Origin of the sequence: Corynebacterium sp. MSK071 (genome assembly GCF_030232125.1) — a bacterium.
Classification (GTDB): domain Bacteria; phylum Actinomycetota; class Actinomycetes; order Mycobacteriales; family Mycobacteriaceae; genus Corynebacterium; species Corynebacterium kefirresidentii.
This window is the reverse complement of record NZ_JASPJA010000018.1, coordinates 1-18952: the sequence shown is the minus strand read 5'-3', so window position 1 is coordinate 18952 and position 18952 is coordinate 1. Positions and strand designations below refer to the sequence as shown.

Below are 18952 nucleotides of genomic sequence, written 5' to 3'. Positions count from 1 at the left end.
GAACTACGTTCACGCATACAACTGCTCCCCACTAGTAGGTAACTGATTTCTCAGTCCAACTAATGGGGAGCAGTTCAAACCCTGGGGTTGAGCGCTTCTAGTCGGCGCGAATGAGGTCAATGATAAAGACCAAGGTGCGGCCGGATAGCGGGTGCGCACCGCCGGCAGGACCATAGGCCTTTTCCGGCGGAATAATGAGCTTGCGGCGTCCGCCCACCTTCATTCCCGGAATGCCCTCCTGCCAGCCGGCGATGAGACCGGTCAGCGGGAACTCGATGGACTGGCCACGGTCCCACGAGGAATCGAATTCTTGGTTGGTCTCGTATTCAGCGCCGACGTAGTGGACCTCCACTACGGCACCAGGCTGTGCCTCAGCACCGTCGCCGACGACGATGTCTTCTACGACAAGGTCCGTCGGCGCTGGGCCAGACTGGGCTTCAATAACAGGCTTATCCATGGGGATTATTCTCCTTGGGAAATCTAGTTTGTTCGTGCGGTCGCATTAAAAACCGAACCGAGCTGCACCTATTATAGGTGCTACCACCCGATTCGGCTTAATTCGGCGAACCCGCGGGGCGCTTTAGCGCTCGTTACGTGGGGTAACCTTACGCAGGGACTCGCCGGTGTAGATCTGGCGCGGACGGTTGATCTTGGTGTTGATCTCCAGCTGCTCGCGGTACTGAGCAATCCAGCCCGGCAGGCGGCCGATAGCAAAGAGGACGGTGAAGAAGTCCGTCGGGAAGCCCATGGCGCGGTAGATCAGGCCGGTGTAGAAGTCCACGTTCGGGTAGAGCTTGCGGGAGACAAAGTAGTCATCGTTCAGCGCAATCTCTTCCAGCTTCATGGCCAGATCCAGCATCGGGTCGCCACCCAAGTGATCGATGATCTCGTGTGCGGTCTCCTTGACGATGGCAGCGCGTGGGTCGTAGTTCTTGTACACGCGGTGGCCGAAGCCCATGAGGCGAACGCCCTTTTCCTTATTCTTCACGCGGTTCATGAAGTCGGTAGCGTCACCATCGTGGTTGTTCTGGATATCTTCCAACATCTCCAGAACGGCTTGGTTTGCACCACCGTGCAGTGGGCCGGACAGAGCGTTAATGCCGCCAGCAATAGAGACGAACATGTTCGCCTGCGCGGAACCAATCATGCGCACGGTGGAAGTAGAGCAGTTCTGCTCGTGGTCAGCGTGCAGAATGAGTAGCTTATCCAGGGCCTTAGCTACGACCGGGTCAACCTCGTATTCCTCGGTTGGGTAGCCAAACATCATGCGCAAGAAGTTCTCGCGGGCGTTCAGGCTATTATCCGGGTACATATAAGGCTTACCCTGGGAAGCTCGGTAGGCATAGGCGGCCAGCATTGGCACCTTAGCCAGCAGGCGAACGGTTGCCTTATCCAGCTGCTCTGGGTCCAGCGGGTTGAGCTGGTCCTGGTAGTAAGCGGAGAGAATGTTAAGGGAGGAAGCTAGCACCGCCATCGGGTGTGCGTTGCGCGGGAAGATGTTGAACGCGGCCTTGAAATCCTCATCCAGCAGGGTGTGGTGGCGAATTTCCTTATTAAAGTGGCTGAGCTCTTCCTCGTTGGGCAGGTGACCCTTGATCAGGAGGTAAGAAACTTCGTTGAAGGAAGCATTTTCTGCAAGGTCTGCAATGTCGTAGCCACGGTGGCGCAGGATGCCCTCTTCACCATTAATGAAGGTGATCTTGGACTCGGTGGAACCGGTGGAGGTGTAACCAGGGTCGAAGGTAACAAGTCCGGTTTCGTTACGGAGCTTGGAGATGTCAAAGCCGGAGTCACCCTCGGTGGACTGCTTGATGTCCATCTCGTACTCGCCGCCTGGGTACTGGAGCACTACTTTGTTGTCTTCAGAAGCCACGGAAGTTCCTTTCTCTTTGTGAGAGTCATTATTAGGCACTAACTTAAAGAAGCTAGTTGGATAGCTCTTCACAGTTTAGCAAACTTTGTGACGCCGCCTACAAGTTTCGGTCGACTAAAATAACTGCCGTTCGACCGGAACTGTCCTACACTGACACTCATGAGCACTCCAGAACTTTCGCTGCCCGCCCATCTCCTGCCTGCCGACGGCCGCTTTGGTTGCGGCCCCTCCAAGATTCGTCCCGACCAACTTGCGGCCATAGACCCCGAGGTTATGGGCACCTCCCATCGCAAGCCTGCGGTCAAAAACCTCGTAGGTTCGGTACGGGAAGGATTAAGCGCTCTCTTCTCGTTGCCAGAAGGCTACGAAATTGTCCTCTCTGTGGGCGGCGCCACCGCTTTCTGGGATGCCGCCACTTTCGGACTCATTGAACGCCACTCCGCGCACCTTACCTTTGGCGAGTTTTCCACTAAGTTTGCAAAGTCTGCCGCGGGTGCCCCTTGGCTTGATGCCCCGTCCATCGTGGAGGCTCCCGCGGGCACCGTGCCCGACGTAGGCGATCTCTCCGCGGAGGCGGACGTGGTTGCTTGGGCGCATAATGAGACCTCCACCGGTGCGATGGCAGAGGTCACCCGCCCACACCCGCGCAACGACCAACAATTAGTGGTTGTAGACGCCACCTCTGGTGCAGGCGGCCTGCCCGTAAATATCGCCGACACGGACGTCTACTACTTCTCGCCGCAGAAATGCTTTGCCTCTGACGGCGGCCTGTGGCTAGCCGCCATGTCCCCCGCCGCCCTAGAGCGGATTGAAAGGATCAACGCCTCTGAGCGCTATATCCCTAACTTCCTCAACCTTCAAACAGCAGTGGATAACTCGCGCAAGAACCAGACTTATAACACCCCGGCGATTGCCACCCTGCTCATGCTGGATAACCAAATCCAGTGGATGAATGAGAACGGAGGCTTGGACGACATGGTAAAGCGCACCACGCAATCCTCTACCACCCTGTATCGCTGGGCCGAATCTCGCCCGGAGGCCACTCCATTCGTCGCACATCCTGCTTCTCGTTCGCTCGTGGTGGGCACTATCGACTTTGCAGACTCCGTCGATGCCGCAGCGCTCGCCGCCACCCTGCGCGCCAACGGCATCGTGGACGTGGAACCGTACCGCAAGCTGGGCCGCAACCAACTGCGCATCGGTATGTTCCCGGCCATTGATCCGGAGGATATCGCTAGGCTCACCCAGTGTATTGACTACGTCTTGGATGCAAAGTAACGCATCACTCTCTCAACATGCCCCACCACCTCGCAGGCTGTGGGGCTTTTTCACGTTATAGTTGAATGCATCACAGAATTGTCCGCCGTCGATAGGCAAAAGGAGCGCCCTATTATGCGCGAGCTGTTCCCAGTTGACAGCGAATCGACTGAAACCTCTTTGGTGCTGCGCACCGAAGACGGCGAAGAGTTTTTCCTCTCCATCACCGATGAACTGCGCGAGGTCCTGCAGGGTGAGCAGCAGGAAACCCCGGAAGAAGAGCCGGCGGCTCCCGCCATCAGCCTTGCCAAGCCCGCCAAACCGGAGCCGGTTGAAGAGGCAAAGATTCGCCCGGCGGAGATTCAAAACCGTATCCGCGCCGGTGCCTCCGCGGCGGAAGTGGCGGAAGAAATGGGCGTGCCCGAGTCCCGCATTGAACCCTTCGCCTACCCGGTCATGCTGGAGCGCAACCGCATCGCGGAGATTGCCAAGCAGGCTCACCCGGTACGCGAGGACGGCCCAGCCAAGCTCACCCTGTGGGAGGTTCTTGCTACCGCCTTTGCCGCTCGCGGACACTCACTGTCCGAGTCCACCTGGGACGCCTACCGCCACCAGGGCGAGGCCTGGATCGTGCGCGTGACGTGGAAGGCCGGCCTGTCCGAGAACGAAGCCGAGTGGTACTTCAAGCAGTCCATGTCCTCGCCCGCCACGGTGGAGGCCCGCAACTCGGTGGCCGCAGACCTAACGGACCCGGACTTCGTACAGCCGGTGCGCTCGCTGACCTCGTTGGGCAGTGGCCGCTACGACGAAGCTATCGACGGCGATCAGCCCAGCAACGTCACTGACCTCACTGCGCCAACCACCCCGCCGGAAGAGCCCGAGGAAGAGGAGTTCCTACAGAACCCCTCCCCGGAAGAAAAGCCCGCCAAGCGCCGCCGCAAGGCCGTCACTCCGCATTGGGAGGACGTACTCCTCGGCGTTCGCTCCAATACCAAGCGCCCTAGGGACTAATCGTGGACATCTCTCACGCAGTACTCACTCTCTGGTACATCTCTAAGCCCAACGCAGAAGAGGTGCTAAAGACCGAGCCCAAGGCGGATCGCGGCTTTGGGCGAAAATTCCTCGCCCAATTAGACCCAACCTTCCCGGTCACCCCGATTGGGCAATTCCCGCTTAACCGCTCCGCGCAGACGGATCCACATGAGTACTATATCGGCGGCTACCCCGGCATCACCGTGGTACAGACGGTGTGCGAAGGTGACTCCGTCCTCCTCTCTCAGCTGCCGGAAACCCTACTCAATGCGGTCCCCGCCCAGCGCGTCATTGCGCTGGCGAGTAATGAAAAGGAAGGCTATGCCGGCTTCGCCCTGTGGGAGGGCGGCCAGCTCAAGCGCTGCCTGTGCGCTACGCGCGAGCACCTTTATGAAGACACCGGCCTGCCAGAGCCTTTCGAGGCGCCCTACTGGGCAGGAGAAAAGTACGAACCGATCGGTGGCATTTCCCTGCCCTTCGAGCCGCAGGGCATCATGGAGGCGGCCCAGGAGTACTGGCTCGGCATCGAGGTAGGACACGATGGCCCGGATCTGGACGTCGTGGGCTACGCGGTTGACGGCCGCCCAGAGCCGAAGATCGACCCGCCGAAGCCGAAGCGGACCGTAGGCGAGTTAGCTGCGCAGTCGGCCAATAAGCTGGGTCTGAACGATTATGATGACTACGAGGACCACAGCGCCGAGCCGGAATCCACGGGCGAGGAGATCATCTCCACTGCGAAGCATCTGGGTTCCCTCATCGGCAATTGGGGCGCTCAGACGTTTAGGTCGCTCAAGGAGCGCTGGCGTTCATAAAAGGAAATGGCGGCGGCCGTCGCCACATTGAGGGAATCCGTACCAGGGGCCATCGGTATGCGTGCGCGCACGTCGGTGGCCTTCATTGCGTGTTCGGTAAGGCCAGGGCCTTCCGCACCGACGAGCATGGCCACCTTATCCAAGCCATGCATGGCCTCGGCCAAATGCACCGCTTGGGGGTTGGGGGTTAAGGAAATGAGGGTGAAGGAGGCGTCGGCAAGCGCCTGCAAGGAACGCTGCCACGTGGTGAACCCGCCTTCCAAATGGGCAAAGGGCAAGCGCAGCACGTGCCCCATGGATACGCGCACCGAGCGTCGATAGAGCGGATCCGCCGCCCCTGAGCCGAGCAGCACCGCGTCCACCCCCATGCCGGCGGCGTGGCGGAAGATTGCGCCAATATTCTCGTGATCGCCCACGCCCTCAAGCACTGCGACGGTTTTCGCGGTCTTCAAAATCTCTCCCAGATCCGGCTCTGGGGCGCGGTCCGCGGCGGCGACAAGCCCGCGGTGCATATCAAAGCCCGCTACCTCTGCGAGGGTCTCGCGGGAGACCTCGTAGATGGGGCACTCAGGCTCGCCATACTCGGAAACGTATGCTTCCAGCTTCTTAGGAAAGCCCACCAAGCAACGCATGGGGAACCGGGATTCGGCCAGCCGGGAGACCACCAGCGGGCCCTCTGCAATGACGAGACCCTCGCCGGATTTATCGGATTTGTTGAGATTCCGAATATCGTCCAGGCGAGGGTCTGCGGGGTCAGTAATCAGCATGCCTTTAGGCTAGCCGATGGCATTGGATATCGGATCCATGCCAAAGAAAATCACGAAGAGGCCGGCCAAGAGCCACATGATCCAGTGCACTTCCTTGGCCTTACCGGCAAAGGTGGACATGAGCGCGAAGGAGATAAAGCCTACGCCAATACCGTTGGCAATGGAATAGGTAAAGGGCATGGTCACAATGGTCAAGAAGGCGGGGATGGCGATTTCCATCTTGGTCCAGCGGATCTCGGTCAGCTGCGCGGCCATCATCACGCCGACGATGACCAGCACTGGGGAGGCGGCCTCGATGGGCACGATTTCATAAAGCGGGGTCAAAAACATCGCGGCGAGGAACAGAACACCGGTCATGAGGTTGGCCAGGCCGGTGCGGGCGCCATCGGCAATGCCGGCGGAGGAATCCGCGAAGACGGTATTGGAAGAAGCAGAGCCCAGGCCACCGGCCACTGCGCCAAAGCCTTCTACGACGAGGGCCTTTTTCATATCGGGGAGGTTGCCGTCGGCGTCGACAAGCTTGCCTTGCTTGCCCAAGCCGGTCATGGTGCCCATCGCATCAAAGAAGTTGGTAAGCAACAGGGTGAAAATGAGCAAGACGGTGGAAACCACGCCGATCTTGGTAAAGGCGCCTACCAGGTTCACATCGCCCACAATGGACAAGTCCGGAATCCCGCCCAGCGCTTCTGGTTTGACGGGCGCGGCCATGCCCCAGTCCTCGGAGCCGGTAAATGCCTGCACGATAAAAGCGATGATGGTGGTGAGCACGATGGCGATAAAAAGCCCGCCCGGCACATTCCGGATAACCATGAAGGAACAGATAATAAGGCCGATGACAAAGACCAGCGCCGGCCAAGTGGAAATCGATCCATTAATGCCCAAGCCCACCGGCACGGTGGTATGCGCAGCGTCCGGCACGCGGGTGACAAAACCACCGTCCACAAGGCCGATCATGGCGATGAACATGCCGATGCCTACGCCCATCGCCGCCTTCATGGACTGCGGGATGGCGTCGAAGACGGCGGTGCGGAAACCGGAAATGGCCAGCAGAACGATGATGATGCCCTCGATAACCACCAGACCCATCGATTCCTGCCAGGTCAGCCCACTGGTGGCAACCATGCTCACGCCCACGAAGGTATTCATGCCCAGGCCGGCGGCCATGGCGAAGGGGTATTTGGCAATAGCGCCGAAGAGGATAGACATTACGCCCGCGACCAGCGCGGTGGCGGCAGCAACCTGCGGCACGCCCAGCGCGTAGCCGTCTGCATCTTCGGTGGTGCCGAGGATCAGCGGATTCAAGAGAATGATATAGGCCATGGCGAAGAACGAGACCGTTCCCGCGCGTAGCTCGGTTCCAATGGAGGAACCACGTTCAGAGATATGGAAGTAGCGATCGAGAGTGGCTTTCAACGCCTGCGCCTTTCACGTACAGCGAGTCTTACGCCATAAGTGTGCTGTCTTAGTCCTCGAAATCAAAATCCTGGAAGATGGGTTTTTCATCATCGAAGGCAACTTCGGGGTTCTTTTCTTCCCGCACCCGTGTCTGGGAATGCGCGCCACAACCATAACGCGAGTGCACTACCCGTCCGTCCGCGGAATACTCATTGGCACAGACGCCGTAGTTTTCCATCAGCTCTACATAAAACGCACAGGTGCGGCATTGCAGGCGCGCCTTGGCCGCCATATCCGTATTCGGGCCACGCTCGGTGCGCCAGCGCTTCTTGGCGTCGTCCAAGCCGGACTTGGAAAGTTTGTCGCCGTCCAGGCGGGAATCATCTACGGCCGGTGGCATCAAATCACCCGGCCCAAGGTCGCCCGGCCGCACGCGATCCTCATAGGGCACCCATTCCGGCGGCTGCAGAGCCTCCCCGCCTGGCACCAGCGCCACTTCATTGACGGTGACGTAGCGCGATCCCTCCGCACAGGCGAGCACCGCCTGCCATTCCCAGCCGGGGTAGCCAGGCATCTCTGCTTCAAATCGGTGGGTAGCAACGTTTCGGCCTATCCCAGCGACGCCGATATGCTTGCCGACGCCCCCTTCCCCCACCTCATCCAGCGCCTCGCGCGCAATGCGCACGGCGCGGGAATCGATCAACGGATTTGCTTTTCGCTTACTCACGCCCCTCATTATTCATTATGGGGCGTACACGGTGGTACATATGGTGCATGTCGTTTCTTTCCCGCGCCGCCTGCATTCTCCTGCCCTGCACCCTCGTTGCCTGTTCCTCTACCCATGCAGAACCCGAAGTTGAGCACCTCTCCGTGGAGGTCTTAGGCACCGCTTCCCTGCCGGCCAATTCCTTTACTCAAGGCCTCGAAACCGATCCGGACGGCAACCTGCTCCTTGGCACCGGCCAATGGGGCGAATCCCGCCTAGAGCGCTTCTCCCCCGAAACCGGCGAAACCTTAGCCGAAACGCACCTGGATAACCGCTACTTTGGCGAAGGCATCACCCAGGCCGGAGATTCCATCTGGCAGTTGACCTGGAAATCCGGCCAGACCCTGAAATACGACCAGGACCTGCGCCAGGTCGATACCGCCTCCTACACCGGTGAAGGGTGGGGGCTGTGTAATAACGGCGAAGATCTTCTCATGTCCGATGGCTCCGCTACCCTGCGGCATATGGATCCGGAAACTTTTGCGGAGCGCTCGACCACCGACGTCAGCCTGGAAGGAAAACCCCTCGAGGACATCAATGAGCTGGAGTGCGTGGGCGATTCCGTTTATGCCAATGTGTGGATGGATGACAATATCTACCGCATCGATCCTTCCACCGGCCGCGTGACCGCCGTCATTTCCACCGACGCCATAGATAAATCCCGCTATACCGACCCCGATGACGTCCTCAACGGCATCGCGCACATCAAAGACGATGAGTTCTGGCTTACCGGCAAGCGGTGGAAAGAACTCTTCCACGTTCGAGTAAGGTAAAGGCCCATGGCAACCCGTAAGGAAGCAAGGAAAAAGTCGCTGCTGCAGATCTTGGCCCTCATCGTGGTCGTGGCAGTCATCGTCGCCGCCGTAGTGATCTTCCAGAACTGGTGGAACCAGCGGCCGGGTCCCGATCCGCGCGAAATCAAAGTGACCGCCTCCGTGGGCGATAATTCCATCGACTTCGCCCCTTATATCGCGTGCGAGCCCGGCGCCGATTGCCCGGAGGGCGAGGTCCCGAACCTCACCGTAGGGGAAGACGACACCCTCAAGCTGGAAATCCCCGAAGAGATTTCTGATCATGAATGGAAGATTCTCTCCATCTACGATGACCCCGCCGCCAATGATGAAACCGCGCACGGCGCGAACGAGACTACTGAAGTATCAATCCCCGGATCGGTAGAGCCCATCAAGGCCTCCACCGGCAAACGCCCCCGCCTCAAGGTGGTAGAGATTTCCTCCATGATGATCGGCACCGATGACAACGGTGACGAAACCCCCTTGGCCACCGTGTGGTCGCTCACCACGATGACCGATAAAGAACGAGAAGCCTCCGCGGAGGAATCCACGAAGGCTTCTGATTAGCTATCCAAATCCTTCGCAATTGCGCGAAGGATTTCTGCTACCTGGCGGCCGGTCTTGCGCTCCGGGTAGCGGCCGGAATTGAGCACCGGCTGAATCTGTGACTCCAGCAAAGTCATTACATCAGAGACCATGCTGCCGAGTTCCTCGGGCTTGCGGGCCGGCGTGCGGCGACGCGGCTTATCCAATACCTTGACCCGCAGCGCCTGCGGACCACGGCGGCCAGCCGCGAAATCGAAATCGATGCGCTGGCCTGGGAACAGCTCCTCTACTCCCTTAGGCAACACGTTGCGGCCGACATAGACGTCTTCATCGCCCGGGTTGCTGACGAAACCGAAACCTTTCTCGGCGTCATACCACTTCACTTTGCCAATAGGCATAGGTACCCACCTCTTCTCTAGGGGAAAATCTTTATTTTAGCTGCCTGGTCAAAACAACAGAAGTCGCGCACGCTAACGCGACACACCTCTACTATGTGTCACAGATCACATATTGCCATTCACCTGCACAAATGTCCTCGCACGCGCCACATTCGCCCCATTCCTTTCCCATTTAGTGTCCATAACGTGACACTTTCGTTATAAACCGCTACGCTGTCCCCCAGACATTTAAGAGCCGTTAAGAAAGTTGCCCTCGCCCGCCCTTTCTTTTTGGTACATATTCTTTGCACTTAATGCGGGCACACAGAGAGGACTAACTACATGGGACGCCACTCCGCTAAGAACCGTATGGCCGCTAAGTTCACCGCCGGCACCGTCGCCTTCGGCGCCGCTGCTGCCATCATGGCACCAACCGCATCTGCTGCCCCAGATTCCGACTGGGACCGCCTGGCACAGTGCGAGGCCGGCGGCAACTGGCACATCAACACCGGCAACGGCTTCTACGGCGGACTGCAGTTCAACCAGCAGACCTGGCAGGCTAATGGCGGCGGCGAGTTCGCAGCTACCGCTGACCAGGCTTCCCGCGAGCAGCAGATCGTTGTTGCTGAGCGCGTACTTGCTTCCCAGGGCTGGGGCGCATGGCCGGCTTGCTCCGCTTCCCTTGGCCTGAACTCCGCTCCTACCCAGCGCACCGCTCCGTCCGCTGCACCTAAGGCTCCGGCCCAGGCACCGGCTCCGGTTAAGCAGGCTGCTGCCCAGAAGTCCGATGAGCTGGCCGTTGATGCCCTGTACAACACCATCAAGGATGCCGCTAACTCCTACGGCCTGGCTCTGCCTCCACAGTTCACCGAGCTGTACAAGGCTAACCGCCACGACTTCAACAACTTCTACTCTGCCAACCGCAACGTCATCGACCCGATTGCGCAGATGATTGAGAACATCACCCGCTAAGACACAGCGAAGAAAGGCCCCTTGCTCATGCAGGGGGCCTTTTCTGCGTGAGGGAACGCTAGATACAAATCTTCCCCCACACCGAGGCGGGGGAATGCTTTAGCGGTTGATGCGAGTATAAGGGTGAACGTAGTTCAGCTTCTCTGCCGGCATCGGCAAAATCAGATCATCGCCGTAGGGGCTGGATGCACCAGCAAAAGGCGCAGAGATTTCCGTGATTGCGTGCTCGCGATTTTCGTTCTTCGGCCAAGCCGGGGAAACGTGACCCTTCTTCTCATTCGACATAGTCCCTATTATTTCAAACCTTGCGCAAAAACGTAACTCAATCGATAGCTAAACTGGGAAGTCATCATGACTCAGTCTTCCCATCTTCCGCATTTCCGCACGTGGCTTGCCTCCCTTGACGAAGAAGAGCTGGCAACAGTCCTCCGCAACCGGCCAGATGTGCTCAATCCACTACCCCCAAGTATCGCCGCGCTCGCCACTCGGCTCCTGCTGCGCACCTCTATCGCACGAGCCCTTATGGACTGCTCCGCGGAGCTGCTCGCGGAAATCGAGGACATCGCGCGCCGTGGCGGAGAGCTCGAGGAGGTAGAAGATCTGCATCCGGAGACCACCCGCCAGCTCAAGGAGCGCGGACTAGCGTACGGCAACGTCCTTATTCCGCCTGAGGTCATGCCTGCTTTGCCCACGGGCTGGTCTCTGCTCGAACAGCTGCGAGTCGGCCCAGAAGATATTGCCGAGCTGCCAGCTGAAGAGCGCAAGGTCCTCGAGACCCTGTCCCGGTCCAATGGCCTCGGTACCACGCGGGACGCAGCCGTTGATGCGGATCCGGCCCGACCAATCCCGCGGCTCATCGCCAAGCAGCTGCTCCACCGCGTTGACTCAACCACCGTCCGCCTGCCACGCGCCGTGCACCTTGCGCTGAACGGCAAAACCACCGCGCCTATCCCTGTGGAGGGAATAACTGAATCCCCCTCCCCCGATTCCAAGGCCGATGATGCTGGCACTGCAGCCGGGTTATCCGTCGTGCGCGGCATGCAGCGTGTCATTGACTCCCTAGGCGCTCGGCCGATAGAACTCCTCAAAGACAAGACCGTCGGCGTTCGCCAGCTCACCGGATTAAGCAAGACCCTTAACATTGGCGAGGAGGAGTTGCGCCGCCTCATCGAACTCGGCATGAGTGCCCGCCTACTAAGCCGCGGCGAGCCGAAAAACATGGAGGGCAATTTCCTCGCCCCAACGGAGCTCGCCCAAACCTGGCTCGATGCAAGCCTCGCCGAAAAGTGGCAGCTCCTGTTCGAATCATGGACAACCTCCACGTGGACCAGCGAAGACCGTACTCTAGCGCACACCAATGACCGCCTGCCGAGCTTTAGGGATAAGGTCCTGCAGGTCTATCTGCGTGGGGCGAAACCCTCCTTCGAAGAAGCCCTCCGCTTCCACTTCCCACTCTTTGCCACGCATACCGCGGACGAGACTATCGCCGAGCTCCGTGCGGAAGCCGAGTGGATCGGCGCAATCGCCCTCGAGCGCCCCACCAGCGTGCTTATCGAGGGCCCCGAGGCCGCCGCCCGCCTGACCCCAGATACGGTTGACTACTTTCTAATTCAGGCAGATATGACCGTATTGGTTCCCGGACCGCTCGATCCAGAAACACACCAACGGCTCGAATCCGTCGCGGACCTTGAATCCCCCGGCTTGGCCAGTGTCTACCGCATCTCGGACGCTTCCCTTCGCCGCGGCCTTGATCGCGGAATGACTGGGGAGGAAATCCACGCCTTTTTCGCAGCCCACGGGGAGGTGCCGCAGACGCTGGAGTTCCATATCGGGGACGTCGCCAAGCGCCACGGCACCCTGCGCTCCGGCCCGGCACTGTCCTACCTGCGCAGCGAGGACCCAGCCCTCCTCCAGATTGCGCTCAAGGCCGCGCCTTTGCGTCTGCTTGCTCCCACCGTCGCTATTTCTCAACTGCCGGTACACGACCTGCTGGAGCGGCTGCGCGATCACGGTCTTTCTCCCGCGGCCGAGGACCACAACGGCGCGAGCCTCACGGTTGCACCCGAACCTGCAACGCTACCGACCCCCACCGCGCGTCGGGCTACCGCTTTCCCGGACATTGCGAAGGCCATGCGCAATCTGCGCGATGACTCCGCGCCTTCCACTCCCAGCCTCGATATAGTCCACGCAGCCGCACGCACAGCCCGGCCGATCACCATTGGCTATGCGGATAAGAACGGCAACGAAAAGCACCGCACCGTTACCCCGCTGACGGTCGCGGGTGGGCAAATCGACGCCCGCTCTTCCGACGGCTCCACTATCCGATTTCCCTTGCACCGGATCACCTCCGTTACGCTGGAGCCATGAATGGACCATTAATTGTGCAGTCGGATAAGACCGTCTTGCTCGAGGTGGATCACGCCCAGGCCGCAGAGGCCCGCGCCGCGCTCGCTCCCTTTGCGGAGCTGGAGCGCGCTCCCGAGCACGTGCACACCTACCGCATTACTCCGCTCGCGCTGTGGAATGCCCGCGCGGCCGGACACGACGCCGAGCAGGTCGTCGACGTCCTCGAAAACTACTCGCGCTTTCCGGTCCCCCAAGCCCTGCTTATCGACGTCGCCGAAACCATGTCCCGCTACGGCCGCGTCCGCCTGCACGCCCACCCAGCCCACGGCCTCATTCTCGAGTCCGAAGAGCCACCTATCCTGGAAGAACTCTCCCGTGGCGCAACCGGAAAGCTCCTTGGCGCTCGCATCGACGAGCATTCCATCGCCGTCCCGCCCTCCGAGCGCGGCCGCCTCAAGCAAGCCCTCCTCAAGGCGAGCTGGCCGGCAGAAGATCTCGCAGGTTATGTCGATGGCGAGTCCCACCCCATCGCCCTCAATCATGATGGATGGCAGCTGCGCGATTATCAGCAGTACGCCACCGAGGCCTTTTGGTCCGGCGGCTCTGGCGTCGTGGTGCTGCCGTGCGGTGCTGGCAAAACCATCGTCGGTGCGGCAGCCATGGCCAAAGCAGAATCCACCACGCTCATCTTGGTCACCAATACCGTCGCCGGCCGCCAATGGCGGGACGAACTCCTGCGCCGCACCACGCTGACGGAAAATGAAATCGGCGAATACTCCGGCGAGAAGAAGGAAATCAAGCCCATCACCATTGCCACCTACCAGGTGGTCACGCGTAAAACCAAAGGCGAATACCGCGCCCTCGAGCTCTTCGATTCCCGCGATTGGGGCCTCATCATCTACGACGAGGTCCACCTCCTGCCCGCGCCGGTATTCCGTATGACTTCGGATCTTCAGTCGCGGCGTCGGCTAGGGCTCACCGCCACCCTCGTGCGCGAGGACGGCCGCGAGGGCGACGTCTTTTCCCTCATCGGGCCCAAGCGCTACGACGCCCCGTGGAAAGAGCTCGAGATGGCCGGCTATATCGCCACCGCCGAGTGCATCGAAGTCCGCGTAGACATGGACGCCGAGGAGCGCATGCTCTATGCCACCGCCCAACCTCGCGACCGCTACCGCATCGCTGCCCAGGCTGCCGCCAAGCTCCGCGCGGTCGACAAAATCTTGGCCCGCCACCCGCAGCAGGCGCTTATCATCGGCGGCTACGTCGACCAGCTCAAAGAACTCGGCGCGCATCTCGACGCCCCCGTAATCGATGGCTCCACCTCCACTGCTAAGCGCGAACGCCTCTTCCAGCAATTCCGGGATGGCAGCCTTCCCGTTCTGGTGGTGTCCAAGGTCGCCAATTTCTCCATCGATCTCCCCGAGGCCGCCCTAGCCATCCAGGTCTCCGGCACCTTCGGTTCCCGCCAGGAAGAGGCTCAGCGCCTTGGCCGGCTACTCCGCCCCAAGGAAGAAGAGGCGCTCTTTTATTCGCTGGTCACCCGCGATAGCCTCGATGCTGACTACGCCGTGCACCGCCAGCGTTTCCTCGCCGAACAAGGATATGCCTACCGGCTTATCGACGCACTAGACTTAGAACAATGAAAATCTTCAAGTTCGACGTAGACGAGTCCTTTGCCAAGGCCAATAACGAGCTCTTGCGCGATTCCAACCGCCTTCGCCTTTCCGGCCTCGTACTGGGCATCCTGCTCATCATCGGCGGCGCGGCCATCTGGTGGGGATTTTCCTGGGGCATCACTATCGGCCTGGGCATGATTCTATTCGGAATCATGGTGGCCATCGTCGGCTTTGCCGCCGCTCGTAAAGTTGGCACCGCCCAGCAACTCTATGATTCCTATCCCCTTGCGCCGGCCGTCATCGCTGAAGTAAATGAACGCGATATGGTCTTGCTCGCATTGGTGAATACCAATGTGGATCCTTCCCTTCCTCCCCGCTGGGCTGCATGTCTGCGCACCGTGACCGCCATCCCCGGCACCCAACGGACCGTAGGCACCAAGGTTCCCGTTGCGGCTGTTTCCGGCCGCGCAGACAATAACCACTGGCAGCAAATCACCCCGATGCCCATCGCTTGGGGCACCCCCGACGCCGAGACCGTCACCATCGCTCGCAAATCCATCCCCCAAGACCAGTGGCAGCGCCTCGAGCGCGCCCGCAAGCGCCTTTCCGACGTCAAGGCTACTAAGTTCGACCTGCTGGTTCTCTAGAGCTCCAAAAACCTTTCTGGATACAGCACTGCTTCAAGGAATGGCCACGTACTAAGCACCTGCTTTGCGACGTCCTCCTCACGCTCGGGATACCATTTCCTCGCTAAATCCACCCAGTATTGTCCGCAGGACCGCGCTTGCCAGTCTGAACCAGATTCGGTTCCACGCTTCGCGTACTCCCACGCGGCATCATACTCACCGATTTCTTCCAAGGCTCTAGCTAACTCTTCGAAAAAGACCACGTAGCCGTCCTCAGCCAAGTGTGTACGGACGATTGCTTCGACGTTCTGATCTAAAACCGCAAAACGCTTCTCCATATACTTGCGTCGGAAAGCATCTGCGCTTTCCACCCAAGCTCGCACCCGAGCCAGTCCATCTTCTCCGAGGACCTTTGAATAAGCAACGGGGTCGAGCTCGAAATAATCAACCTCAGTGGTCTCATGGAAAGCGATAAACCATTCCGCCAGCACGAGCGGATCAGGCTTCGCTCGCTGTGCGCTCTTAGCGTGCAGCTCAATGAGCTCTTCAACCACCTCACTCAGCATGCCAAGTGAGTCATCCGCGTTAGCGATCACACCGACGGCAATCTCCAGCGCCTCTTGCACAATCGAGAATACTTCGGCTGAGTCCTCCGATGAGTCCTCTACGGCAAAATCGAGCACGCAAATTCCATCTTGCATCTTCAGCGCGCGCCTAGCTGCCCGATCCTCATCGAGAAAGGATCGGGTCCGACTCCGAAAAGATGGCAAGACGATATCAGCCAATGAGCTCATGTGTGCAGCCTCCTCGCTACGCTATTAGTCCACTTTAACGAGACTCTCTGCCCTCCAGCACTCTTCTTTTTGTTCTTTGGTGTTGTAGTGCGAGGTATTGTGCCCAGGTGTGGTTCCAGTGTGTTTGGTGTGTGGCTAGGGGCCCGGTGGCGTGGTCTAGTTGGTAGGTGCCGTCTCGGTGGAGCCAGGCGATGGTGCCGGTGATGTGGTCGAGGATGTAGTGGACGCGGCGGTCAGTTTTGATGTTGTGGTGATGCTGGCACAGGTTTACTAGATTGTCTGGACTGGTCGGTCCGCCTTGGTGGTATTCAATGCGGTGGTCTAGTTGGCACTGTGTGGCGGGGATGGTGCAGCCGGGCCAGCGGCAGGTGGCGTCTCTGCCTTGGGTGTAGGCGCGGATGTCGGCGTTAGGGATGTAGGAGTCTACTTCGTCGGCGTTAAGCCGGCGGATGAAGGTGTTGTCTGTGGGGGCATGGTTGATGTTTATCCATCCGGCACCAGGAACATAGACGCTGTTTGTTTCTGGGTTGGTGGTAAAGGTGTTGATAGCCACGCTGGTGTGGGTGTCTTCGAGGATGAGATCGATAAGGCCCTGCGCTGCGGTGGTGTGTGCCTTGTTGGTGTACACATCGATATGGCGGGCGATGATTGTGGCGGTAGCACTATCGCAGGTCAAAGATAGTGTAGTGGTGTTATCGGGGTTGTAGTTTATGCGGAGTGTGGGTTGCGGCTTTTCTTCTTTGTCTCCGGGGCGCAAGTGGGTGTCGATGAAGCCGCGGATGAAGCGGCGTAGTTCAGCATCAGTGGGGACTGTTTGATTCGGTGCGGTGGGGGTGAGGAAGTCTGCGAGTGCTGCGTCGATAGCTTCGAGATGGTCGGGGTTGCTATCTAGGCGGTGTAGTTCACGGTCGATGATGCGCAATTTGGTCAGATCGAGTATCCAGTGCTGGCCTTGTATTTCGGTGACTAGAGGTAGTTGTCGCATGCGATAGTGGGCACGGATATACCCGAGGAGTTTGCTATAAGAGATGCCGAGGTCTTTAGCCAGGCTGGTGAGGCTTAAGTCGACGTCGTCGTCTAGTTGGGGCAGGATTGCGCGGTAGAGGAACCAGGAGGTTTTACGCGTATAGGTACCGGCTTTACCGATGTGGTTTCCGGGTGCGTTGGTGGTGTAGAACGCTTCCGGTACATCATCTTCGCCTAGAAGATCAGTATCGGGGTGGCTGGAAATGAGGAGGGTGTCGGGATAGTCGAGGGCAGTATCAGGTTCGGGTGGGGATAGTGTGGCAGTCACGGGGTGTACTCCAACAGGAAGCAGTGGTTCGTACGTGGTTTCTAACCAGTGGTCTTATAGTATCCCGGCTTCCGGACATATGCGCGCGATGGGGGTGTTTTTGTTCGAATAGGGTGACCTAAACCCGCAGGGATCCCCAGAGTCGAGCGCCAATGGGCAACGGGGGTAAAAGGAAAGGTTTAGAGTTCGTCGACGCCGGCAAGCAGGGAGCGAATTTCGGGGCAGTTAGCAAACTTCCGCTTTAGCCGACCCAAGAATTCTTCAAAGGAAGTTGGTTCAGCAACCTTTTGGATTTTCCCGAGCAACTCATACGCTTGGTCGCAACCGTACTTGTTTTCCAACTGCTCCTCGACTTTTCGCATCAGAATGGGAATGGTCTCGTCCGGCAAGTCCGGAAGAAGCTGCTCTGCCAAGCTCCATTCAATTGCGGCGTCCGAGGCTGTTGCCCAAGCACGCTCCGGATCATTTAGGCACACGTACTGGAACATCGCTAGGTCCCATGGTTTATCCCGCAGGCGAGTCTGGATGAGTACTGACGCGGTGTCCCCTACGGCCGCAAAAAGCCCACGCGCAGTCGATAGCATTGGAAAACTATCGAAGGCTATCCGGTGCACGGCGGGGCTGCGGTGGGGAAAGTGGGCGTCGCAAAGCGCGGCCCAAAAAGTAACGATATGGAAAGTATCCTCCGTGGGCAACGCCAGCATGGCCTTCTCTGAGTACCTATAGGCGAGGTCAAACTGACCTATCTCCGAAAGGCCGCGAATCAGCTGCTCGTATCCGTCCGTATGAGTACGATATACGTCCTCGACAGAGCCAGAAAGCACCGCGAGCCGACGCCTCGCATACGCGCCATGCACCCGCTCGCGAAGTTCCTTCACGCCCTCTACGCCTAAAGATTCCTCGTACTGCAACGGGTCAATATCTATTAGTTCCGCATACGGCGACTCAAGAATGCCCAAGAGCCACTGGGCCAAGTACAGCGCGTCAATCTTTGATAGATGAGCTGCATGAGGTAGTTCCTCTGCCAAACGCTCGGCACTCCAACGCACGGCGTCGTTGAAATCCTCAATATGCGGCAACAGTTGCAGAACTTCGTCAACTGCGCGTTGTGCCACTAGGAAGATATCGTGAACCTCTATTGGCTCAATTCCATAGCCGGCTAGAAGATGAGGTTCAAACATGGCGGTCTGGAGCAGCTCGCCGACCTTCCACACCTGGTCGGCGTACTGGCTAGAATCGTCGGGGTCAGCCAAGTTTAGTCCGGTGGGCTTTACAAAGTTAATGGTTGCTTCGGCAAGCGTCTGCCTTACTTCTGGCATTCCTTTAAATCCGCGAGGAATTCCTTGAGAGATTCCGTCAGATCCCATATTTGGTTACGCTCGTCTTCAAACATGCGATCAACGAGGAACTCTACACCGCCCAGATCATCCGGATGCAAGCTGTCTAAATAGGCCAGAAGCTTATCGATGTCTTGCAAGCCTTGAATTCCTTGCTCTACTTGTTCCACCACAGTAGAAATCTGCCTTTGGTCCATGCGTTTGAGACTAGCAAAACGACGAAAGAAGAGGGCGGTGGTATACCGTCCTCTTCTTTGTTGTATTTTGTTGTGTTTTTGTTGTTTGGTGTCGGCGGTGACTTACTCTCCCACAACCTCCCGGTTGCAGTACCATCAGCGTGTGCAGGCTTAG

At 58.8% G+C, this 18952-nt stretch carries 20 protein-coding genes; 9 read left to right on the top strand and 11 right to left on the bottom strand.

Going from position 1 to position 18952, the window contains the following annotated elements:
• Positions 1 to 97: 97 nt before the first annotated feature.
• Together QP990_RS11630 and QP990_RS11625 are read right to left on the bottom strand one after the other, a co-directional pair.
• The gene (locus QP990_RS11630) at positions 98 to 457 is read right to left on the bottom strand and encodes an FKBP-type peptidyl-prolyl cis-trans isomerase (RefSeq protein ID WP_005323855.1); all 360 of its coding nucleotides are present in this window, start codon (positions 455 to 457) and stop codon (positions 98 to 100) included.
• 123 nt (positions 458 to 580) lie between these two features.
• Entirely contained in the window at positions 581 to 1873 is a 1293-nt protein-coding gene (locus tag QP990_RS11625) for a citrate synthase (RefSeq protein ID WP_023022010.1), read from the bottom strand.
• Between the two features lie 159 nt (positions 1874 to 2032).
• On the opposite strand from QP990_RS11625, the gene serC reads away from it, so the two are divergent.
• The 3 genes from serC (at position 2033) to QP990_RS11610 (ending at position 4974) form a co-directional block, all read left to right on the top strand.
• On the top strand, positions 2033 to 3151 hold the full coding sequence (serC, locus tag QP990_RS11620) for a phosphoserine transaminase (RefSeq protein ID WP_023027827.1): 1119 nt from the start codon (positions 2033 to 2035) through the stop codon (positions 3149 to 3151).
• 114 nt (positions 3152 to 3265) lie between these two features.
• Positions 3266 to 4141 carry a septation protein SepH gene (gene sepH, locus QP990_RS11615; RefSeq protein WP_023022012.1) on the top strand — a complete coding sequence of 292 codons (876 nt, stop codon included), beginning with the start codon at positions 3266 to 3268 and terminating at the stop codon, positions 4139 to 4141.
• A gap of 2 nt (positions 4142 to 4143) precedes the next feature.
• A complete protein-coding gene (locus tag QP990_RS11610) occupies positions 4144 to 4974 on the top strand; it encodes a DUF6928 family protein (protein ID WP_023022013.1) in 831 nt (276 codons plus the stop codon).
• Here QP990_RS11610 and QP990_RS11605 read toward each other — a convergent pair.
• The 3 genes from QP990_RS11605 to QP990_RS11595 are packed head-to-tail and all read right to left on the bottom strand — an operon-like array spanning position 4935 to position 7872.
• Positions 4935 to 5741 carry an RNA methyltransferase gene (locus QP990_RS11605; protein ID WP_023022014.1) on the bottom strand — a complete coding sequence of 269 codons (807 nt, stop codon included), beginning with the start codon at positions 5739 to 5741 and terminating at the stop codon, positions 4935 to 4937. The genes QP990_RS11610 and QP990_RS11605 overlap by 40 nt on opposite strands.
• Before the next feature lie 9 nt (positions 5742 to 5750).
• Entirely contained in the window at positions 5751 to 7154 is a 1404-nt protein-coding gene (locus QP990_RS11600) for an NCS2 family permease (RefSeq protein ID WP_023022015.1), read from the bottom strand.
• Between the two features lie 49 nt (positions 7155 to 7203).
• The gene (locus QP990_RS11595) at positions 7204 to 7872 is read right to left on the bottom strand and encodes a DUF3027 domain-containing protein (RefSeq protein ID WP_023022016.1); all 669 of its coding nucleotides are present in this window, start codon (positions 7870 to 7872) and stop codon (positions 7204 to 7206) included.
• Between the two features lie 38 nt (positions 7873 to 7910).
• Between QP990_RS11595 and QP990_RS11590 the strand changes: the two genes are divergently transcribed.
• Both QP990_RS11590 and QP990_RS11585 read left to right on the top strand, forming a co-directional pair.
• A complete protein-coding gene (locus QP990_RS11590; protein ID WP_023022017.1) occupies positions 7911 to 8675 on the top strand; it encodes a glutaminyl-peptide cyclotransferase in 765 nt (254 codons plus the stop codon).
• Between the two features lie 6 nt (positions 8676 to 8681).
• Complete coding sequence (locus tag QP990_RS11585; protein ID WP_023022018.1) at positions 8682 to 9260, top strand: DUF2771 domain-containing protein; 579 nt, start codon at positions 8682 to 8684, stop codon at positions 9258 to 9260.
• On the opposite strand, the gene QP990_RS11580 is transcribed toward QP990_RS11585, so the two are convergent.
• Positions 9257 to 9637, bottom strand: a complete 381-nt coding sequence (locus QP990_RS11580) for a cold-shock protein (protein ID WP_005323875.1) — start codon at positions 9635 to 9637, stop codon at positions 9257 to 9259. The two genes, QP990_RS11585 and QP990_RS11580, sit on opposite strands and share 4 nt — an antisense overlap.
• Before the next feature lie 321 nt (positions 9638 to 9958).
• On the opposite strand from QP990_RS11580, the gene QP990_RS11575 reads away from it, so the two are divergent.
• On the top strand, positions 9959 to 10588 hold the full coding sequence (locus QP990_RS11575) for a resuscitation-promoting factor Rpf1 domain-containing protein (protein ID WP_023022019.1): 630 nt from the start codon (positions 9959 to 9961) through the stop codon (positions 10586 to 10588).
• A 99-nt stretch (positions 10589 to 10687) separates the two neighbouring features.
• On the opposite strand, the gene QP990_RS11570 is transcribed toward QP990_RS11575, so the two are convergent.
• Positions 10688 to 10873 (bottom strand): hypothetical protein, encoded by a 186-nt coding sequence (locus tag QP990_RS11570; RefSeq protein ID WP_023022020.1) that lies wholly within the window; start codon positions 10871 to 10873, stop codon positions 10688 to 10690.
• A gap of 66 nt (positions 10874 to 10939) precedes the next feature.
• Here QP990_RS11570 and QP990_RS11565 point away from each other — a divergent pair, with 66 nt between their 5' ends.
• The 3 genes from QP990_RS11565 to QP990_RS11555 are packed head-to-tail and all read left to right on the top strand — an operon-like array spanning position 10940 to position 15197.
• Positions 10940 to 12955 carry a helicase-associated domain-containing protein gene (locus QP990_RS11565; RefSeq protein ID WP_023022021.1) on the top strand — a complete coding sequence of 672 codons (2016 nt, stop codon included), beginning with the start codon at positions 10940 to 10942 and terminating at the stop codon, positions 12953 to 12955.
• Positions 12952 to 14577: a DNA repair helicase XPB gene (locus tag QP990_RS11560; protein ID WP_023022022.1), complete on the top strand. Its 1626-nt coding sequence runs from the start codon at positions 12952 to 12954 to the stop codon at positions 14575 to 14577. Before QP990_RS11565 ends, QP990_RS11560 begins: the two co-directional genes overlap by 4 nt.
• Positions 14574 to 15197: a DUF3239 domain-containing protein gene (locus QP990_RS11555; protein WP_023022023.1), complete on the top strand. Its 624-nt coding sequence runs from the start codon at positions 14574 to 14576 to the stop codon at positions 15195 to 15197. Before QP990_RS11560 ends, QP990_RS11555 begins: the two co-directional genes overlap by 4 nt.
• Here QP990_RS11555 and QP990_RS11550 read toward each other — a convergent pair.
• The 4 genes from QP990_RS11550 to QP990_RS11535 form a co-directional block, all read right to left on the bottom strand.
• The gene (locus QP990_RS11550; RefSeq protein ID WP_034656462.1) at positions 15194 to 15877 is read right to left on the bottom strand and encodes a hypothetical protein; all 684 of its coding nucleotides are present in this window, start codon (positions 15875 to 15877) and stop codon (positions 15194 to 15196) included. The genes QP990_RS11555 and QP990_RS11550 overlap by 4 nt on opposite strands.
• A 127-nt stretch (positions 15878 to 16004) precedes the next feature.
• Positions 16005 to 17264, bottom strand: coding sequence for an HNH endonuclease signature motif containing protein (locus tag QP990_RS11545; protein WP_023027826.1), 1260 nt, complete (start codon positions 17262 to 17264; stop codon positions 16005 to 16007).
• Positions 17265 to 17443: 179 nt separating this feature from the next.
• On the bottom strand, positions 17444 to 18583 hold the full coding sequence (locus QP990_RS11540; RefSeq protein WP_023022026.1) for a hypothetical protein: 1140 nt from the start codon (positions 18581 to 18583) through the stop codon (positions 17444 to 17446).
• On the bottom strand, positions 18571 to 18798 hold the full coding sequence (locus tag QP990_RS11535) for a hypothetical protein (RefSeq protein WP_023022027.1): 228 nt from the start codon (positions 18796 to 18798) through the stop codon (positions 18571 to 18573). Before QP990_RS11535 ends, QP990_RS11540 begins: the two co-directional genes overlap by 13 nt.
• Positions 18799 to 18952: the final 154 nt, after the last annotated feature.